A 17,903-nucleotide genomic window follows, 5' to 3' on the forward strand; every position below is an offset into this window, starting at 1 on the left:
CATGGTATTGAGCCTTGAGATGATGTTGCCGGGATATGAGCCGTCGTGTAATCGAACACGACACCTCGAGGTCAACACATGCAAAGAGAGCGGCTTGATTTTCTCGATAACCTTCGTGGGGTCGCGGCTTTGTACGTGCTCCTCTTCCACGTTTATCGTGTGCTCACGCCGAATTTGGCGCCTCCACCGGCCATCGCTCCCTTGATTGGGTTCGGCTATTCAGGGGTGTGGTTGTTCTTCGCCATTAGCGCATTTTCTCTGAGCCTGACGATGCCGCGTCACATCGCAACGGGCATACCCTTGATGAGCTTCGCAGCCAGTCGCTTCTTCCGGATCGCACCCCTCTTTTATGTATTAATCATCTACTCCACTCTCCATTATTGCCTGACGACAGGGAAGCCACCTGAGTGGGAGCTGATCGTAGGATCTATTTCATTCCTCTTTAACCTCGTTCCGACCTGGAGCCGGAGCGCCGTTTCAGGAGGGTGGGCCATCGGTGCGGAGGCGATGTTTTACGCGACGTTCCCGCTTTTGTACTTCTTCGCCAAGGGAGTAAAGACACGTCTCATCATCTTCTTCGCGGCGCTCATTGTATACGTCATCTTTGCGAACCACTTCTCGTGGCTGATCTCAAACGTGCGCCTGTGGGAACGGTTTGAGGCCCGCTCGATAGTCCGCTTTTTCCCCTCATTCATGATGGGACTGCTGGTGTTCGATGCCTATGCCGCACTCAAAGGGAGCTCCCAGGCGAAACTTTTCGGCTCCGGAGCTCTGATCGCGGGCATGCTCCTGTTCGCGTGGCAGGTTTCAGTCGGACAGGGGTGGGGCATCCTTCATCAGGTCCACGTTGACACGATCGCCTACGCCTTGATCCTGCTCGGAGCTGCTCTGTGCCGGCCTCGCGTTCTGGCATCCCGGATCTTATCTTATTACGGGCGGATCAGTTATTCCATATATCTCTGGCATATTCCCGTGATTGTCCTGATTGGGCCATTCCTGCACACCATATATGCGGTCGAAGCTCCTCAATGGTTCCGATTTGCCGCGGTCTCCGCCATCGTGCTCGGCTTGGCCACCGTCGTTGCCCATATTAGCTATCGCGTAATCGAACGTCCGGCTGAAGAGTATGGCAAACGTCTGGTCGAGAGGCTCTCAGAAGCACGGCATCGAGCCGCATTCCGACACGTGGCTGAATAGGATGGACTCGGCGCCGCCGCTCAATGGACCTTTGCGCTTCCGTTGCTCATTCGCCCACAATTCATATCGTGTGGACCTAACACTCCTCAAGCCGACCCTATGCGACCTTCGCAGGTGGGCGCTTAGAGATTTGTCTGGCTGATGCCAGTCGTCGGCTCCGGAAGGGTTAGTTTCACGACTTGGCCCATCGCAAGTCCGATCAGAAACCCTAAGGTGATGACAATAGGCAAATCATGCCATGCGCGTCCTGAGATCATTGCTAGCCTCATAAGTTGCTGGATACGGATCAAGACTCTCGCGACGGAGATGTTCAAGATCCTTGGATGGGGATTTTGAAACTATTTCAAGTTCTTTTCAGCATTTGATAGCACCCATAAATCTCTGACTCTATTAGGCAAAAATGAATCAATCTCGCTCCGTCGCGATGTGTCGCAGAGAATCGGTGGGCCTCACAGCGCAACAAGCTCAACAATTTTGAGTTGAAATCGTGATCAGGCCGTTTCTGCTGAAGAAAGATCACGTTTCCATCCCGTTGGAGGCCAGCGCTGCAGGCATTGTAAAATCCAGAATACTGCGCCTTAGGACCTTTCCTCCTGGCTCGAAAGCAGGATCTTGTCCCCTTATGCTCAAGCTTGCGTCACATGCAGCAGATTGGGTATGGGCTGAGAGTGATGAATTTGCATAGTTGAGATATGCTCCCCTCCCGGCACCGGCTTGTTCCCGAGATCCAGGGCCTCCGCGCCGTGGCGGTGCTGGCTGTCCTCATCTATCATATCTGGCCGAAGATTTTGCCCGGCGGGTATGTGGGCGTCGATGTGTTCTTCGTCATCTCGGGCTACCTGATCACCGGCTCGCTGTTCAAGGAGTTCGATGGCACCGGGAGGATCGGCATCGCCGGCTTCTATGCCCGCCGGGCCCGCCGCCTCCTGCCTGCCGCCACCCTTGTCTCCCTTGCCGTCGCGGCATCCATTCCGCTGTTCCCGCGGGCTCAGTGGACCGACATCGCCAACTCCCTCCTGGCAAGCGCGCTCTATGGTCAGAACTGGTTCCTGGCCGCCCAAGCCGTCGACTACCTGGCCGACGACGCCAAGGGGCCGATGAATCACTTCTGGTCGCTTTCGGTCGAGGAGCAGTACTACATCGTCTGGCCCTTGATCCTCCTGCCGATCCTCCACCTTACGCGGCGCACCCGCCTCAGCCGCAAGGCGGCCTTTGGCTGGTTCGTGGGCCTGATCGGGCTCGGCTCGCTGGCCTACTCGGCCTGGCTAACGCCGCTGGACCCGGGCGAGGCTTATTTCGCGACGACAACTCGGGCCTGGGAACTGGCCCTGGGCGGGGCGCTGGCCGTCCTTCCGGTGGGGCAGGCTCTGTCCCAGCGCACGCGGGTGGTGCTGGGGCTGGCGGGGCTGGGGGCAATCGTCGCCGCGTGCCTAGCCTACAGCGATCAGACGAGCTTTCCCGGCTATGCCGCGCTTCTGCCCACCCTGGGCGCGGCGGCCGTGATACTGTCTTGTGGCGCGCGCTCATCCTGGTCGGCCGGGTGGGTGCTGAACTCGCGCCCCTTCCAGTATATCGGCGACCTTTCCTATTCGCTCTACCTCTGGCACTGGCCGCTGATCGTGCTCTACGGGGCAGTGACCGCCCGGGCCATCGGCCTGCGCTCAGGGATTGCCCTTGTCCTGGCCGCTGTGGCGCTGGCTCACCTGAGCAAGCGCTTTGTCGAGGACCCATTCCGAAGCACACGATCGTCAGCCCCTCGCACGCTCATGGCCGGGGTGGGCGCAATCGCCCTCCTGGTCATGGTCGGGCTCGGTTACATGGCATGGACGAGCGGCAATCCGGATACGATCGTGGCCAGAGCGTTGCCGCGTGGAGCAATCGCCATGCGGGACCCCAGTTACGACTGGAGCCGTGAAGATCTCACGCGTGTCGTGCCTCAACCTGCAATGGCGAGGCAGGATGTGCCATCGGCTTATGCGAGGAAATGCCATCAGAACCAAGGCCGAAGCGAGGTCTTGAGCTGCGATTACGGCGATCCGAACAGCAGGCTCAAAATCGTCATGCTGGGGGATTCCCATGCCACACATTGGTTTCCAACCTTCGAAGAGATCGCCCGAAGGCATCCGATCTACTTCCGCGGCGTTGCTAAATCGGCCTGCCTGTTTTCGTTGGAACCGATCTATAACGAAGCGCTCAAGCGCTCCTACACCGAATGCGCGACGTGGTCGCAGAACGTAATCGAATGGCTGGCCCGTGAGAAGCCGGATGTCGTGCTCATCTCACAATCGCCTGGATATCCCCTCGACACGCTTGAGGGCATGTCTGCGGCTTGGGCGCGGCTCTTAGCGATGAAACTGAATGTTCAGGCTGTGATCTCGACCCCTTGGATGCCGTTTGAGCCCAGCAAATGCTTCATGGCCAGCACAAACTGGGCGAAGGACTGCGTCGCTGACCGATCGGTCGCATTCAAGCTTGATCTGACGCGTGCGGCAGCGGAAAGAGTGCAGGTGCCGACACTCGATTTTTCGGACCACTTTTGTCGGCCCACGGATTGTCCAACCGTGATTGGGGGGGCTTCGTATACCGCGATCGGCATCACATGACGGCGACATTTGCACGGACACTTGCTGAAGAAATGGGGAATAAGTTGCTACTGGTATCGCGCCTCAAAGACAGTTTCTAACAGTTTGCTAAAGGATCTTGCTAGACCAGTGCCGTCTCGTTGACTGCATCTAGCAGGCTGCTCTAGCGAGAAACGATTTTGCCCGATATCTTGCGTTTCCAAGGACTGGCCTTCCCACACGGCAGCGATCGTTTTGAGGCTTCTGCCCCAATATGGCGGATCTTCTGCCGCTTCGCCTTTCCAGCTCGATGGTGATCGTCCTTAGTTTTGGCCAAGGCACACGCCTCATGAGCTGGTCCCATGTTACTCACATGATCTGTGCCTCCAAGCTCAAGAGCCCGGATGTGCTCCGCAATCCAACGCTCCCGTACACCGTCTATTTCTTGCTCGCAGATTACGCACCTACCGCCCGTTGCTTCCCACACCTTCAGACGTCCGTATGGCGTAAGCTTACGGCGAGCGGTCGTTCCCACGTCTTCAGCATGGACGAAGGCCATAATGCCTCACTCGGAGGAGCTATGAGGTGAGGAGCCTCCATTCTGTGCTCCATCTTCAATCAGACGCCTTGTGCAGTGGAATAGGCGTTCGCATTCCTCAACGAGGGTTTCACATGAGGCAATAAGCCTACTGAACTCATGCTGCAGATCTGGCTCAGCAGGAATCAGTCGAGCTTTTATGCCTAATGTAGCAACAGTTGGCCTAAGTCCGTTGTACGATGGATCTCCCGATGCGCTTGGCGTACGGCTGGAGCGGCGGAATGAGTTTTGGGGCATTGTAAGTGCTCGCGATGATCTGGTTTGTAATCTGACTCTGGCGTTGCATTGGAGCGGAGGAAAACGTGTCAATCACGCCTTCGATGGGTACGCACCGAGTGAAGATGCAAACTCAGGGATGTGTGGAACTCCTCGACGATCTTGGGGATGTCAAAGAAGTGGGCCCTAAGATTGGTCGCGGCTCCATACAAGCTCCTGTATGTTGAGACGCTTGCTCAGTAGCAGACTGGGTGATGTGATAGCGGCCGACATGGTGTGCCCTACTTGTTCGCGATACTTAGGGTATCATTTTTCGCGCCCATGTCAATACCTTAAGTATTAAATTATCCCCATGGTATCAAAATGTTTGGTGATCAGTGAGCAGATCCGGGCCGCTCGTGCCCTGATCCGATGGGAGCAGAAGGACCTCGCCTTGGCATCTGGTGTCTCTCTTCCAACCATAAAAAGACTTGAAACAAAGCCCGGCTTGTTAACTGCCCATAGCCCGACACTTGATGCCCTTGAGAGGGCGTTAGAGGAAGCGGGTATTCAGTTCCTTCCCGAAGGTGAGAAGGGCGGCGGACCCGGTGTTCGCTTGAGCTACCCTCTTCGCAATGCCCCCAGCATTGGGGCAAGATCGAGTAATACCGGCTCTAGCGAGGGTAGTTGAGCACAATTCCATATATCGAGTGCTTGTCGGGAGCCCGGTTCGCGTTCGTCTCAGCTCAATGACCAAAGTCAGATGCAAACGTTAGGCTCATCGTTGTTTTTCGGGCCACCGACCAAAACGAGGAACGTATGGCTAGTCACGATATAGTAGAGCGGTTGAAGTCAGCGTCTGAATATGAGGGCGTTATGCCTGTCGAGGAGGTCCAATCCCTTCTCATCGAGGCCGCCGACGCAATCGAGTTTCTTCGGTCACTGTTGGAGCCACTGGAGGACGTAGAACTTGAGGATTTGCTGCCCAAGGGCCGTGCTTAGAGGGGCGCGACCGATCACGACCCTGCTCGAGCTTAGGGACAGGCAGGGCCTATAGCCCCACCATCTTCATGCCCGCCTCAGGATAGCGCGTGCCGGCGGCAGCGCCCGGCGGCAGGAGACGGTCGATGCGCGCCAGATCATCGTTCGTGAGCGTCACGCTCAGCGCGCCCACATTCTCCTCCAGATAGCGGCGGCGCTTGGTGCCGGGGATCGGCGCGATGTCGTCGCCCTGGGCCAGCACCCACGCGAGCGCCAGCTGCGCCGGAGTGCAGCCCTTCTCACGTGCCATGGCCTCGATTTCGCGCACGAGGTCGAGGTTCTTCTGGAAGTTCTCGCCCTGGAAGCGGGGCGAGCTGCGGCGGAAATCATCCGCTGCGAGATCGTCCACGCTCCTGATCTGGCCGGTGAGAAAGCCGCGGCCTAGGGGCGAGTAGGGCACGAAGCCGATCCCGAGCTCGCGCACGGTTGGCAGGAGTGCATCCTCCGGATCGCGGCTCCAGAGCGAGTACTCGGTCTGCAGAGCAGCAATGGGATGAACCGCATGGGCGCGCCGAATGGTCTGGGGGCCAGCCTCGGACAGGCCGAGGTAGCGGACCTTGCCCACGCGCACGAGGTCAGCCATGGCGCCGACCGTGTCCTCGATCGGGGTCTCGGGATCGACGCGGTGCTGATAATAGAGATCGATGGCCTCGACGTTAAGCCGCCTCAAACTGGACTCGCAGGCCTGGCGCACATAATCGGGCCTGCCGCTGATCCCCAGGCGCTCCCCATTGGGGCCCCGCACATTGCCGAACTTGGTGGCGAGCACGACCTTGTCGCGCCGGTCCGCAATGGCGCGGCCGACGAGTTCCTCATTGCGGCCGACGCCGTACATGTCGGCGGTGTCGAGGAAGGTGACGCCCAGTTCGATGGCGCGATGGATCGTGGCAATCGACTCGGCCTCGTCGCCGCTGCCATAGAACTCGGACATGCCCATGCAGCCGAGCCCGAGAGCTGACACCTGTAATGGACCAAGCTGACGCTGCTGCATGAAGGATCTCCGGTTCTGAAAAGGTACGCATGGCCGCAGGCGCTGCGGAGGACGAGGCCTGAAGTGGTTCGGGCCGACATGGTTTCAAGTCTCACAGGGATGGTCGGAACATGGTGTCCAGAACCGCCAACAGACGCCCTATCGTGCATCCGGTCTCCTCAGAGGCATAACCCTACGGAATACGCATGAACTACACCCAGATAGCTCTATCAACGGCAGCAAGGACCTTGAAGTCATTTGCAATTTCCGTATATACTTAAGTGTATATACGGAGGAGAAGATGGCGATCGCCAAGGTGTTCCGGTCCGGCAACAGCCAGGCCGTCCGATTGCCCAAGCAATTCCGCCTTGCCAGCGACGAGGTCGAGATCTTCCGGCGCGGCGACGAGATCGTGCTACGGGAAAAGCCCGCGACACTGGCGCGGGCCTTTGAACTGCTGTGCGATCTTCCGGATGTCGAGCGCGAGGATACCCCACCACAGGAGCGCGAGGGGCTCTGATGGTCCAACCTCAATATCTTCTCGACACCAATATCTGCATCTACATCCGCCGCGAGCGCCCACCAGCCGTTCTCGAGCGCTTCAACGGATTGCCTGCCGGCTCGACGGCTATTTCTGTCATCACCTACGGTGAGTTGGTGTATGGGGTTCAGAAGAGCCCTGCCTCCCGCAAGGCCATGGTGATTTTGGAGGAGCTCACCACCTTGATCCCGATCCTCCCGATGGCGGTTGGTGTGGCCACGACCTATGGCGCCATCCGATCGGAACTGGCCGCACGGGGCGCACTGATTGGCAACAACGATCTTTGGATCGCCGCTCACGCCAAGAGCCTCGGGTTGATCCTTGTCACCAACAATGAACGTGAGTTTCAGCGTGTGGAGGGACTCACCATCGAGAACTGGGCGAGCGGATAGTTCAGAGAATCTCCACAGGATCCAGACGATATACCATCAAAGTCCGATGCCGGGGGCGGAGCCTTAGACCCGAACGTTCTGAATGAAATGATGCAGCCCCCTGCCATAAAGCTGGCGGGCAGGAGAGGCAGGGTTCCAAGCCAAGGCGGTCAACGTGATCGGTTGCTGTCGTGGAAAGCTCCTCAGCTCAGTCAGGTGAGAAACGAGGCTCTACCTCATCCCGCCGAATCTGCCCAATCCGTGAGTAGGTCGGTCGGAAGTCGGGTTATTGGGCTGACAGAGCTGCAACCCGAGTTCTTAGCGCAAATAGATTCATGCCAAGGGCGCCTTTGGACCGGCTCACTTCGTGCAGCCTCTGCCCCCGCAGACCTTCTCCTCTCGCGCTCTTCGTCATAATTTAACTATTGTGTTTGGTGCCTATCCACGTCATCTCAAAGGGTTAGCCGCCTTTTCCACAGTTTCTTACAGTGAGACCCCGTGAGTTTGGGAACCGGCTACCCTCGAACAACATTGGTTAAGGCAGCATGGCAGTTAAAGACGGAGTGTCGATGAGAGCACAAGAAGGCAGATGGACGGTGGTTTCATATCTGCTCCTCGAACCAGGTCACCCCGGCCTGGATGTCATTGTGTTGACAGGTGCTCGCCATGTCGAAAGACTTTTCGCCGACCAAACCCATCGACCCTTATGCTAATGAACGCATCAAGCGCCCTCCCGCCGACGATCGGATCGAGCGTTCTGCGCAGGAGGAACAGCCCTTCCTCAATTCAGTTCGCAGGTTGGACCCGCGCGACCTCGGCCTGCTCTTCGCCAGGAAAGCACACCTATTCGCTGAGGATCAGGCAGTCTATGACGCGCTGCTGTCAAAGGTCTGGGCCGCGCTCGCTCCACGCGACTATATCGAGGGGATCTGGGTTCTCGAGTTCGTCGATTGCATCTTCGATGGGCAGTTCTACCGCCGGGTGCGCCACAGCTACCTGACTGGGGCTCTGAGAGACGCTGTTCATCGCTTTCTTCAGCTCGATGATCACGTCATCGCTCGGTGGGCCGCAGGGGACAAGGCAGCAAGTGCCGTCATCGAGAAGGCGCTGAAGGAAGACAGCCTTGATTGGGAGAGGGTCCAGAACAAGGTGTTGTTGGACCGGCTCGACAAACTCGAACAGCTGGATGGTTTGATCGCAGGCACTGACGCGCGTCGCGACAAGTCTCTGCACAAACTCGAGCGCCGCCGCGAGCGCGGCGTGCAGCCACTTCCGCCAATGATCGAGGAAACGCGATCAGACAGCACGGCGATGGTGTGAGGCTTGGGGCAGGTATGTCTTCGTCCAGACGAACGTCCGCCAATCGCGCTAATGCTCAGCGCAGCACAGGTCCGCGGTCTGTCGCGGGTAAGGCGCAATCGCGTCTGAATGCGTTCAAGCATGGTCTGGCCATTCCGGCGGTAGCATTGCCGGAACTGGCCCACGACATCACCGAGTTCGCCAAGCAAATGGCTGGCCCGTTAGCCGAACATCCTTCCGTGTTCCAAGCAGCGCTACACCTAGTCGCGGCCGCGATCGATGTCGACCGCGTCCGCTCCGCGCGCCGTGACCTGCTGCAACAGATTGCGTCGGATCCTCAGTTCCATGACCCGCTGTTGGCGAGAGAGCCAATGCCCGATCGGCCCGCTCGCATCAAATCCTCGACAGCGATGTGGCTGGAAGCCTATCGTAATGGGACGTTTGTGCAACAGCGGGAGTCGGTGCTCGCCCAAGTCGCCGAGCACATCATATATGAGAGCAAAATTGAACAGATTAAGTTGGACTGGGCTAACGCGAAGCAGGAGGCGCAACAGCGCGCTCGGAGGTGGGAGCAGCTGACACGGCTTGAGCGCTATGAGCGTCGCGCCGTGTCGCAGCGCAACTCGGCGATCCGGGCCTTTGGTGAAGCGCAAGCCGCAGCACGAGATGGTTCACAGCAGTAAGCTCCGCTTCAGCGTGCAGACCGTTGGCTTGAGCCAACGGTCTGCACGCATTTCCTATATGCGTCTGACTGTAAGTGCGTGATGCGGGGGTGACGTGATCTCCCACTCGGATAATTTCGTTCAGCAATTGCTGATTTGGAAAGGTTGCCGGAAAAGCTTCGTTCCATTCCCAATCAGGTTGAAATCTTCGCGCGGCAAGATTGGATCGAGCTTAGGATATTGCCGAGCATGATGGTGCGGGGCTTTTCCGTTGTTGTTGGCCACGCACTGTCGAAGAACACCACAACCCCTTACAAACACCAAGGATCTATGTCACAGGCCAAGCTCTTACTTGCGCCGGCAATCACTATAAGCCATTATGTTGCTGGCTAACTAAATGTTCTCCAGCCGTTTCTTTGAGGAGCGATTATGTAGGGCCAAGCCTGAAAGAGATTTTGGCAGAACGAACCCAACCACTTCATACGGTGCGATCCGCTCCTGAAGTGGCATCGGCGTTCATCGCCAGCCCACTTGCATTACAAGGTCACCCGATCTTTTCCCGCCCTCATGTGTTGTGCCTCCTGTGAAGCCAGCGGAAGGAAAGCGCGGGGATGGGGTCGAACGGCGATATTCTGGATTGCCTGATCGTGGGCGGGGGGCCTGCGGGGCTGACGACGGCCCTCTATCTGGCGCGGTTCAAGCGCCGGTTCCTGGTGGTGGACAGCGGCACGCCCCGGGCGGCCTGGATCCCGACCAGCCATAACATCCCGGTCTTCGCGGAAGGCATTTCCGGCAAGGACATTCTGGCCCGGGCGCGCACCAATCTCGAGCAATATGGGACGGCGATCCAGGCGGGACGCGTGACGGGGCTGCGCAAGCAGCCGGATCGCTTCATCGGGGTCGTCGAAGACAACGATGGAGGCATGAGCCAGATCTCGGCCCGGCGCGTGGTGCTGGCCACGGGCTCGGTCGATATCGAGCCGGACCTGCCGGACGTGCCGAACGCCATCCAGCGCGGGCTCGTGCGCTATTGCCCGATCTGCGACGGCTACGAGTCCCGGGATCGGAAGATCGCCGTCATCGCCTATGGCACCCATGGGATCGGGGAGGCGGTCTTCATCGCCCGGACCTATTCCCGCGACGTAACCCTTCTCACCTTGGGGCAGCCCCTGGAGCTGAACCCGGAGCAGCGGACGAGACTTGAGGAGCATCAGGTCAAGATCGTGGAAATGCCCGTCGAATCCCTCGACATGGAGGATGACCGGATCTCGGCCGTGCACATGGGCGGCAAGGAGCACCGCTTCGACGTGCTGTATTCGGCGCTCGGTCTGAAATACCGCTCGGACCTCGCGATCTCGCTCGGCGCCGAGCACGACAAATCGGGCGCCCTCATCGTCGACAGCCATTGCCAGACGACCGTCAAAGGCCTCTACGCCGCCGGCGACATCGTCCGCGGTCTCGACCAGATCGTGGTCGGCATGGGCCACGCTGCGCTCGCCGCGACCCATATCCACAACCATTGCGAGCTGCCGACCGAGGACGAGCCGGGCGGAGCGTGATGCTGTCCCTCAGGCCAGCGCCTTCGCGAGAAGCGGCAGGCTGATATCCATGCGGTAATCGACCGAGGAATGGTCGTCGTGGAATTCCTCGTAAACGTGGGCAATGCCGGCGGCTTCGAGTTTCCGGCGCATGATCCGCGAGCCGTAGACCATGTTGTATTGGTCGATGTCGCCGCAATCGATGTAGAAGGTCTTCAGCTTGCGCAGGTTCTCCTGGTATTCGGGCCGATCGACCATGCGCAAGGGATCCCAGCGCAGCCAGTTGGCCCAGCGCTCCTCGATGATCTCGCAGGTCCGAAGGTCCACCGGCAGGCGTACGCCGTAGAACTGGCTCGGGTCCGGATCGAAGCTCGCCGCCTGGGCGAGCACCATCAGGGTATGCCAGTCCTTGTCCTTCGCCTTGGGGCCTGCCTCGAACTTGCGCAGGAACGTCTCGATGGACATGTCATGGCCGGCGAGGTGGCGCAGCGCCCCGGCGAACTCGCCGAGATGGTAAAGGTATTCGAAGCCCACATCGCCCGAATGGGAGGCGGCCGCCGACCAGACCGAGCCGCCATGCCGGAGCGCGTGGACCATGGCGCCGTACCCGCCCGAGCTCTTGCCGAACACGCCCCGGCGTCCGGCTCCTCCACACCCGAAGCGCTCCTCGACGAGAGGCAGCATCTCCTCGATGAGGAACGTCTCCCACGGGCCCATGGCCGCGCTGTCCACGTATTGATTGCCGCCCAGGCGGGTGAAGCAGTCGGGAAAGGCCACGACGACCGGCGGCATGGCGCCCGTGCCGATCAGGCGGTCGAGGCGCTCGGGGACGTTCTCGCCGTAGTTCTTCCAGTTGGTATGAGCGGGGCCGCCCGCCGTGTAGCCGACCAGATCGACGAGGAGGGGGAGATCCCGGCCGTCATGGCCCGCCGGCACGTAGACGTCGATCCGGCGGCGGGCCGGATCACCGAGGAGATTGTCCTTGAGGCTTCGGCTGTCGAGCCAGAGGCTGTGCACCGTGCCTGACGGCACTTCATGGTTCTTCCGCATCGTCGTCCTCATCCATCGCCAAAGGGAATGATGTGGCGGCCAAAAGGGCACTTGTCCAGAATCTGGGCCCTCGCGGCAGTTAATAAGTCCTTATCTCACCTAGCCATTCCCATGATTGCAGGTCTACGGTGCCCCGATAAGTCATAGCTTGGGGGATTATCCATGACCGACAGTTTCCTGCCACGGTGGCGACTGAAGACCGAGGGCATCATCATGCCGGATGAGCGGCTGCCGACCGGCCAGATGGTCGTCGTGGGCCTGCAGCACGTGGTCGCCATGTTCGGCTCGACGGTGCTCGCGCCGATCCTGATGGGGTTCGACCCCAACGTGTCGATCCTGTTCTCGGGTCTGGCGACGCTCATATTCTTCTTCATCGTGGGCGGCCGGGTGCCGAGCTATCTCGGATCGAGCTTCGCCTTCATCGGCCCGGTTCTCGTCGCCACCGGCGCGAGCGTGGGAAGCCCCAACCCCAACATTCCCCTGGCGCTCGGGGGCATCATCGCGGCCGGCGCGCTCTACTTCCTGATCGGCATCGTGGTGCAGATGGCCGGCCACCGTTGGATCGAGCGGCTGATGCCGCCGGTGGTCACGGGCGCCATCGTGGCCGCCATCGGCCTCGTGCTCGCCCCCATCGCGATCAACAGCGCTTCGGGCGTGACGCCGGATAATGCCGCCGGCAGCGACTTCGCCCGCTGGATCGCGCTCGCGACCGTCGTCGCGGTCGGGTTCGTCGCGGTGTACGCGCCGGGCACGCTGCGTCGCCTTCCCGTGCTGATCGGCGGTGCAGCGGGCTACCTGCTCTATTACATCTGCGCGAACATCCTGGGCCTCGGCCAGCCGATCGACTTCACCAGGATCGGCCAGGCTGCCTGGTTCGGACTGCCGACCTTCCAGAGCCCCGTCTTCGACATCCGCGCCGTCAGCCTCATCGCGCCCGTGGCGATCATCCTCGTGGCGGAGAACCTCGGACACATCAAAGCCATCGGGGCCATGACGGGCCGCAACCTCGATCCCTATCTCGGACGCGCCTTCATGGGCGACGGCCTGTCCACCATGCTGTCCGGCGCCGCCGGCGGCACGGGCATGACCACCTATGCCGAGAACATGGGCGTGATGGCCGTGACCCGCATCTACTCGACGCTGGTCTTCATCATCGCGGCCGGGTTCGCGCTTCTCCTCGGCCTGTCGCCCAAGTTCGGAGCCTTCATCAGCACCATTCCGGGACCCGTGCTCGGCGGCTTGTCCATCGTGGTGTTCGGTCTCATCGCGGCCACCGCCGGCCGGATCTGGGTCGAGAACCGGGTGGACTTCTCGAACCCGCGCAACCTCATCACCGTGGCGGTCGCCCTGGTCCTGGGCGCGGGCAACTTCAAGCTGAACGTCGGCGGCTTCACCCTCGACGGTATCGGTACGGCAACCTTCGGCGCCATCATCCTCTACCACATCCTGCGGATGGCACCCGGGCCCGTCGAGCGTCCGCAAGCGGCCGAATAGGACGGTCCTTATCAGGAACACGCTCCCGGAGCCCGCGTTGAGCCTCAACGCGGGCTTCGTTTTGCATGGCCTGTCCTATCCCGGCCGTACGGAGTTCCGCATTCCTTTCTCTCTCATCGCGAACGGAATGACGTCATGAGCTCCGAACAGCAGCAGACGATGCCTCCTCAGGTCCAGGACAAGCAGCCGGGCCATGAGACCGAAATGAATCCCCGGCCCGATTACGAGCCCCGTTATCCGGGCAGCGGTCGTCTGAATGGGAAGGTCGCTCTCATCACCGGCGGCGACAGCGGCATAGGCCGGGCCGCCGCCGTTCTCTTCGCCCGCGAAGGTGCGGACATTGCCATCCTGTATCTGAACGAGGGCAAAGATGCGCAGGAGACGAAGCGCCTGATCGAGCGGGAGGGGCGCACCTGCCTGACCATTGCCGGCGATGTCGGCGATCCGAATGTCTGCCGTTCCGCCGTGGATCAGGTCGTCCAGCGCTTCGGCAAGCTCGACGTGCTCGTCAACAACGCCGCCGAGCAGCACCCGAAGAAGGACATCGCAGAGATCACGCCCGATCAGATAGACCGCACCTTCCGCACCAACATCTTCGGTTATTTCTACATGGTCCAAGCGGCCATGCCGCACCTCAAGAAAGGCTCCGCCATCATCAACACCACCTCTGTGACGGCCTATCGCGGCAGTTCCGAGCTGCTCGATTACAGCGCCACCAAAGGAGCCATCGTCGCCTTCACGCGCTCCCTGGCGCAGAAGCTCGCGAGCGAAGGCATCCGCGTCAACGGCGTGGCGCCGGGGCCGATCTGGACGCCGCTCATTCCCTCGACTTTCCCGGTCGAGAAGGTGAAGCAGTTCGGAGCCAACACTCCGATGAAGCGCCCCGGCCAGCCGAACGAGGTGGCGCCGTCCTATCTCTTCCTGGCGTGCGAGGATTCCTCCTACATAACCGGCACGGTCCTGCATCCGAACGGCGGCGATCCGACGGAAGCGTAAACGAAAAGGGCGGCTCGGCGAGCCGCCCTTTTTCGTCACTGCGATCGGTTTCGATCAGCGCCTGCGGCGCACGCGGACCGGCACGAGGCTGGGCGCAGGCGTGGTCCATGCGACAAAAAGCATGAGGGCCGAAAGCGAACCGGCGATCAGGAAAAGGACTTCTGCGATTACGACCTGAGAGGCCATTCCAGTAATCGCTGCAAGGGCAGTAACAACAGCAAAGATACAAAATGCGCGAAGGGCAACTGAACGAGTCATTGACCATCTCTCCCAAGTGATCTGGAAAACGTACGGGCGTAAGGCGAGTTCCATGCGAATAAAAGCCTGCAAAATTACTTTTGAACGTCCCATGAACGCAGTGGATCGTTCTCCGGACGTGGAACCCTACAGTCGCGCTTGGCGTTGTTTGAACATTATCGGCTTGATGTCGATCATCATTTAGCGAGGTAACACCATGCTCGGTTGGGCAGTCACTTTTCTGATTATCGCTCTTGTCGCAGCCCTGTTCGGCTTCGGCGGCATCGCCGGCACGGCCGTCGAGATCGCGAAGCTGATCTTCTTCGTTGCGATCGTCCTCTTCGCCATCTCGGCCGTCATCGGCCTGCTGCGCGGACGCAGCCCCATGTGATGCCAGTAAGGCATTCATAACGTGAACGCCGCCTCACAAGGGCGGCGTTTTCTTTTTGCGGCGTGCGATGCTGAGGATGGGCGAGGCGGATGGTCAGCCCTGAAGGGCAGCGCGGGTCATGCTGTCGGGACCCAGATCCTCGATGTCCTCGACGTTGAGCAGGGAGGCGAGCCGAAAACGGGCGCGGTTCACGCGGCTCTTGATGGTGCCGACCGCGCAGCCGCAGATATGCGCCGCTTCCTCATAGGAAAAGCCGGACGCGCCGACCAGAAGCAGGGCTTCCCGTTGATCCGGGGGGAGCTTGGCGAGCGCGCTGCGGAAGTCCTCGAAATCCAGATGTGAGCCCTGATCCGGCTGCACCTTCAGGCGACCGGCATAGGAGCCGTCGGGATCTTCGACCTCGCGGCGGCGCTTGCGGTATTCGGAATGGAAGAGGTTGCGCAGGATCGTGAAGAGCCAGGCGTTCAGGTTCGTTCCTGGCTCGAACCGATGCAGATTGGCGAGGGCTCTCAGGAGCGTGTCCTGGACGAGATCGTCCGCCCTGTCGACCTGACCCGAGAGCGAGATGGCGAAGGCGCGAAGGCTGGGGACCGCCGCGAGAAGTGCCTCCCGAAGCTCCGGATCGGGTTCTGGGGTCATTGAGACCCTTCCTTTGCTCCGTTCTTCTTGTCCAGTTGCTCGAGCAGGTCCTTGAAACGGTCCGGAACAGGCTGCTGCATGAGTTCGTCGTACATGGCGCGGAGCTGATCGCCGATGCGTTTCTGACTACCGCTGTCGAGCTTGGGATCGGTTGCAAGCTTATCGTTCACGGACGCCTCCAGGGTGGTCCGAGCCAGCTTGTTCCCCTTATCAACCGTCATCTTCGTCCCCTTGCCAGCCCATATCTTTCAGAGGGATGGCCAACCTTGGCAATATCCATATATTAGTTTTCGAGCAATAACGCTGGTTACTGCGCCCGGTTCCATCCATGGAACTTTCGCAGCTTTGCCACGTTGAATGGACCGTCGGTACAACGAGTCAAAAGCACAGTTAAGGGGAAGCGAATGTCGACAGCGCAGCTTGTCGTCCAGCACTTACCATATCTTCGCCGCTACGCACGCGCTCTCACTGGCAGCCAGATGGCTGGAGACGCCTATGTGGCCGCCACCTTGGAAACCCTCGTCAGCGAGCCGGAGACCATCGGTCCTTCCGGGAACGTGAAGGTCGAGCTTTTCCAGGTCTTCACGCGCATCTGGAATTCTCTCTCGGTGAACGGACGCAGCGAGCAGATCCAGCGCGATCTGCCGGCGGAAGTCCGCCTCGGGCAGATCACCCCGCTTCCCCGTCAGGCCTTCCTCCTGTCCTGCCTAGAAGGCTTCGGGGAGGAAGAGGTCGGCCAGATCCTCGATGTGGACACGAAAACCGTTCGTGACCTCGTCGACGAGGCGGGCCGGGAGCTGGCGGCCGATATGGCCACGGATATCCTCATCATCGAGGACGAGCCGCTTATCGCCATGGATCTCGAAGCGCTGGTCGAAGGCCTCGGCCACAACGTGACGGGCGTCGCCCGCACGCGGACGGAAGCCGTCAAGCTCGCCTCGGCCAAGCAGCCCGGCCTGATCCTGGCGGATATCCAGCTGGCGGACGGCAGCTCCGGCCTCGATGCGGTCAATGATCTCCTCAAGGCCTTCGAGGTGCCGGTGATCTTCATCACCGCCTATCCCGAGCGCTTCCTGACCGGCGAGCGACCCGAACCGGCGTTCCTGATCGCCAAGCCGTTCCAGCCCGCGAACGTGTCCGCGGTCATCAGTCAGGCGCTGTTCTTCCAGCAGAGCGCCCGGCGTCGCGAGCCCCGTGCCGCAACGGCTTAATCCCAAGGTTCACTGGATTACCAAGTATTAGCCCGGCCTCTGGTCGGGCTTTTCTTTTATGATGATCGTATTGGGCACAAAAAAAGACGGGCTCAAAAGCCCGTCTAAGGTGCCGGCCAATGCACAAGGGGAATGCGGGGAGGACCAGGAGGCCGGTGCTTAAAGAACGCCCTATCGAAAACAAAGGTTCCCAGCTTTTTTCCCTCCTTTTTATTCTTCAATCCCTCGGTTGGCGGCAGGAACATCAAAGATATGGTCGCGTTATTTTTTCGAATTGTTGAGCTGGGATAGCAGGGGAGAGAGGGATGTTCCGCACACCTGTGGCTTTGGTCGGATTGGCTGGGGCTTTCTTCGTGGCCGGAAGCTTTGTCCCCGCTTCCTTCAACATGTCTCCTCTGGTTCAATCGGAGGCCCTGGCGCTCTCCGGGGGTGTTCTGGCGAAGGGCGACCGCATCGCCGCGCCGGTTCCGGCCAACCGGCCGGCCGCCGTCTCGATCGTGGAGTTGGTCGGCGTGTCCAACGCGGCCGTAATCCTGCGCGACCAGAACGGGAAGGTGCTCTACAAGTCCGATCCCCGGACTGGGATCACGACCTTCGCCCGTGGCACGGAGCTTCCGGTTGTGACGGTGAAGGACGAAACGGGGAGATCCGTCGCGCAGCACCCGGCCCGTCGGCAGGAAGGCAGCGACACGCCGCAGGAGCAGAAGCCCAAGAGCCGCAATCCGGTCGGCTGCCTGGGCGATGTCAGCCCGCTGGCCAAGGCGAGCGCCAACCGCATGCCCAGCCTCTGCCTGGCGCTCCTCGAACAATCGCTGTCCTAGAACAAGAGCATCCTCTCCGAGGTGCGAGAGCCTCCGTGAGTGGCTCCGAGACCGCTCGGCAATCCCGACTCTCGATCCGGGATCTGCTCTC

Annotated in this window: 17 protein-coding genes; 12 read left to right on the forward strand and 5 right to left on the reverse strand. The window is 60.2% G+C overall.

The genetic code is table 11. The features are described from left to right. Positions 1–78 precede the first annotated feature (78 nt). Together U0023_RS15530 and U0023_RS15535 are read left to right on the forward strand one after the other, a co-directional pair. The gene (locus tag U0023_RS15530) at positions 79–1,197 is read left to right on the forward strand and encodes an acyltransferase family protein (RefSeq protein ID WP_009494051.1); all 1,119 of its coding nucleotides are present in this window, start codon (positions 79–81) and stop codon (positions 1,195–1,197) included. 692 nt (positions 1,198–1,889) lie between these two features. After that, complete coding sequence (locus U0023_RS15535; protein WP_009494049.1) at positions 1,890–3,800, forward strand: acyltransferase family protein; 1,911 nt, start codon at positions 1,890–1,892, stop codon at positions 3,798–3,800. Positions 3,801–5,602: 1,802 nt separating this feature from the next. Here U0023_RS15535 and U0023_RS15540 read toward each other — a convergent pair. Continuing rightward, entirely contained in the window at positions 5,603–6,583 is a 981-nt protein-coding gene (locus tag U0023_RS15540; RefSeq protein WP_009494046.1) for an aldo/keto reductase, read from the reverse strand. 280 nt (positions 6,584–6,863) lie between these two features. Here U0023_RS15540 and U0023_RS15545 point away from each other — a divergent pair, with 280 nt between their 5' ends. The 5 genes from U0023_RS15545 (at position 6,864) to U0023_RS15565 (ending at position 10,994) form a co-directional block, all read left to right on the forward strand. After that, positions 6,864–7,082, forward strand: a complete 219-nt coding sequence (locus tag U0023_RS15545; RefSeq protein ID WP_009494045.1) for an antitoxin — start codon at positions 6,864–6,866, stop codon at positions 7,080–7,082. Then, positions 7,082–7,495, forward strand: coding sequence for a type II toxin-antitoxin system tRNA(fMet)-specific endonuclease VapC (vapC, locus tag U0023_RS15550; protein ID WP_009494044.1), 414 nt, complete (start codon positions 7,082–7,084; stop codon positions 7,493–7,495). Before U0023_RS15545 ends, vapC begins: the two co-directional genes overlap by 1 nt. Before the next feature lie 636 nt (positions 7,496–8,131). After that, positions 8,132–8,794 (forward strand): hypothetical protein, encoded by a 663-nt coding sequence (locus tag U0023_RS15555; RefSeq protein ID WP_154661276.1) that lies wholly within the window; start codon positions 8,132–8,134, stop codon positions 8,792–8,794. Between the two features lie 146 nt (positions 8,795–8,940). Further along, on the forward strand, positions 8,941–9,456 hold the full coding sequence (locus U0023_RS15560) for a hypothetical protein (protein WP_040639306.1): 516 nt from the start codon (positions 8,941–8,943) through the stop codon (positions 9,454–9,456). Between the two features lie 590 nt (positions 9,457–10,046). Continuing rightward, positions 10,047–10,994 (forward strand): NAD(P)/FAD-dependent oxidoreductase, encoded by a 948-nt coding sequence (locus tag U0023_RS15565; protein WP_009494041.1) that lies wholly within the window; start codon positions 10,047–10,049, stop codon positions 10,992–10,994. Between the two features lie 9 nt (positions 10,995–11,003). Here the strand turns inward: U0023_RS15565 and U0023_RS15570 are convergent, their stop codons facing one another. After that, positions 11,004–12,023 carry an alpha/beta hydrolase gene (locus U0023_RS15570; protein ID WP_009494040.1) on the reverse strand — a complete coding sequence of 340 codons (1,020 nt, stop codon included), beginning with the start codon at positions 12,021–12,023 and terminating at the stop codon, positions 11,004–11,006. Between the two features lie 162 nt (positions 12,024–12,185). On the opposite strand from U0023_RS15570, the gene U0023_RS15575 reads away from it, so the two are divergent. After that, positions 12,186–13,517 carry a solute carrier family 23 protein gene (locus U0023_RS15575; RefSeq protein ID WP_009494039.1) on the forward strand — a complete coding sequence of 444 codons (1,332 nt, stop codon included), beginning with the start codon at positions 12,186–12,188 and terminating at the stop codon, positions 13,515–13,517. A gap of 135 nt (positions 13,518–13,652) precedes the next feature. Beyond that, the gene (locus U0023_RS15580; protein WP_009494038.1) at positions 13,653–14,513 is read left to right on the forward strand and encodes an SDR family oxidoreductase; all 861 of its coding nucleotides are present in this window, start codon (positions 13,653–13,655) and stop codon (positions 14,511–14,513) included. A 54-nt stretch (positions 14,514–14,567) separates the two neighbouring features. On the opposite strand, the gene U0023_RS15585 is transcribed toward U0023_RS15580, so the two are convergent. Next, positions 14,568–14,864, reverse strand: a complete 297-nt coding sequence (locus U0023_RS15585) for a hypothetical protein (RefSeq protein WP_154661275.1) — start codon at positions 14,862–14,864, stop codon at positions 14,568–14,570. A gap of 103 nt (positions 14,865–14,967) precedes the next feature. On the opposite strand from U0023_RS15585, the gene U0023_RS15590 reads away from it, so the two are divergent. Next, on the forward strand, positions 14,968–15,141 hold the full coding sequence (locus U0023_RS15590) for a DUF1328 domain-containing protein (protein ID WP_009494036.1): 174 nt from the start codon (positions 14,968–14,970) through the stop codon (positions 15,139–15,141). 93 nt (positions 15,142–15,234) lie between these two features. Here the strand turns inward: U0023_RS15590 and U0023_RS15595 are convergent, their stop codons facing one another. Next, entirely contained in the window at positions 15,235–15,780 is a 546-nt protein-coding gene (locus U0023_RS15595) for a sigma-70 family RNA polymerase sigma factor (protein ID WP_009494035.1), read from the reverse strand. After that, positions 15,777–16,001, reverse strand: a complete 225-nt coding sequence (locus U0023_RS15600) for a NepR family anti-sigma factor (protein WP_009494034.1) — start codon at positions 15,999–16,001, stop codon at positions 15,777–15,779. The genes U0023_RS15595 and U0023_RS15600 overlap by 4 nt, the downstream gene beginning before the upstream one ends. 183 nt (positions 16,002–16,184) lie before the next feature. Here U0023_RS15600 and U0023_RS15605 point away from each other — a divergent pair, with 183 nt between their 5' ends. Together U0023_RS15605 and U0023_RS15610 are read left to right on the forward strand one after the other, a co-directional pair. Next, on the forward strand, positions 16,185–16,991 hold the full coding sequence (locus tag U0023_RS15605; protein WP_009494033.1) for a response regulator: 807 nt from the start codon (positions 16,185–16,187) through the stop codon (positions 16,989–16,991). A 305-nt stretch (positions 16,992–17,296) separates the two neighbouring features. Continuing rightward, positions 17,297–17,812, forward strand: coding sequence for a hypothetical protein (locus tag U0023_RS15610; RefSeq protein WP_009494032.1), 516 nt, complete (start codon positions 17,297–17,299; stop codon positions 17,810–17,812). The last annotated feature ends 91 nt before the right edge of the window (positions 17,813–17,903 follow it).

This window comes from Microvirga lotononidis, assembly GCF_034627025.1.
Classification (GTDB): Bacteria; Pseudomonadota; Alphaproteobacteria; order Rhizobiales; family Beijerinckiaceae; genus Microvirga; species Microvirga lotononidis.

Bases quoted from the DNA above. Each gene is read 5' to 3' on its own strand.
- U0023_RS15530 (WP_009494051.1), top strand. From the start codon at position 79: ATGCAAAGAGAGCGGCTTGATTTTCTCGATAACCTTCGTGGGGTCGCG.
- U0023_RS15535 (WP_009494049.1), top strand. From the start codon at position 1,890: ATGCTCCCCTCCCGGCACCGGCTTGTTCCCGAGATCCAGGGCCTCCGC.
- U0023_RS15540 (WP_009494046.1), bottom strand. From the start codon at position 6,583: ATGCAGCAGCGTCAGCTTGGTCCATTACAGGTGTCAGCTCTCGGGCTC.
- U0023_RS15545 (WP_009494045.1), top strand. From the start codon at position 6,864: ATGGCGATCGCCAAGGTGTTCCGGTCCGGCAACAGCCAGGCCGTCCGA.
- vapC (WP_009494044.1), top strand. From the start codon at position 7,082: ATGGTCCAACCTCAATATCTTCTCGACACCAATATCTGCATCTACATC.
- U0023_RS15565 (WP_009494041.1), top strand. From the start codon at position 10,047: ATGGGGTCGAACGGCGATATTCTGGATTGCCTGATCGTGGGCGGGGGG.
- U0023_RS15570 (WP_009494040.1), bottom strand. From the start codon at position 12,023: ATGCGGAAGAACCATGAAGTGCCGTCAGGCACGGTGCACAGCCTCTGG.
- U0023_RS15575 (WP_009494039.1), top strand. From the start codon at position 12,186: ATGACCGACAGTTTCCTGCCACGGTGGCGACTGAAGACCGAGGGCATC.
- U0023_RS15580 (WP_009494038.1), top strand. From the start codon at position 13,653: ATGAGCTCCGAACAGCAGCAGACGATGCCTCCTCAGGTCCAGGACAAG.
- U0023_RS15585 (WP_154661275.1), bottom strand. From the start codon at position 14,864: ATGGGACGTTCAAAAGTAATTTTGCAGGCTTTTATTCGCATGGAACTC.
- U0023_RS15590 (WP_009494036.1), top strand. From the start codon at position 14,968: ATGCTCGGTTGGGCAGTCACTTTTCTGATTATCGCTCTTGTCGCAGCC.
- U0023_RS15595 (WP_009494035.1), bottom strand. From the start codon at position 15,780: ATGACCCCAGAACCCGATCCGGAGCTTCGGGAGGCACTTCTCGCGGCG.
- U0023_RS15600 (WP_009494034.1), bottom strand. From the start codon at position 16,001: ATGACGGTTGATAAGGGGAACAAGCTGGCTCGGACCACCCTGGAGGCG.
- U0023_RS15605 (WP_009494033.1), top strand. From the start codon at position 16,185: ATGTCGACAGCGCAGCTTGTCGTCCAGCACTTACCATATCTTCGCCGC.
- U0023_RS15610 (WP_009494032.1), top strand. From the start codon at position 17,297: ATGTTCCGCACACCTGTGGCTTTGGTCGGATTGGCTGGGGCTTTCTTC.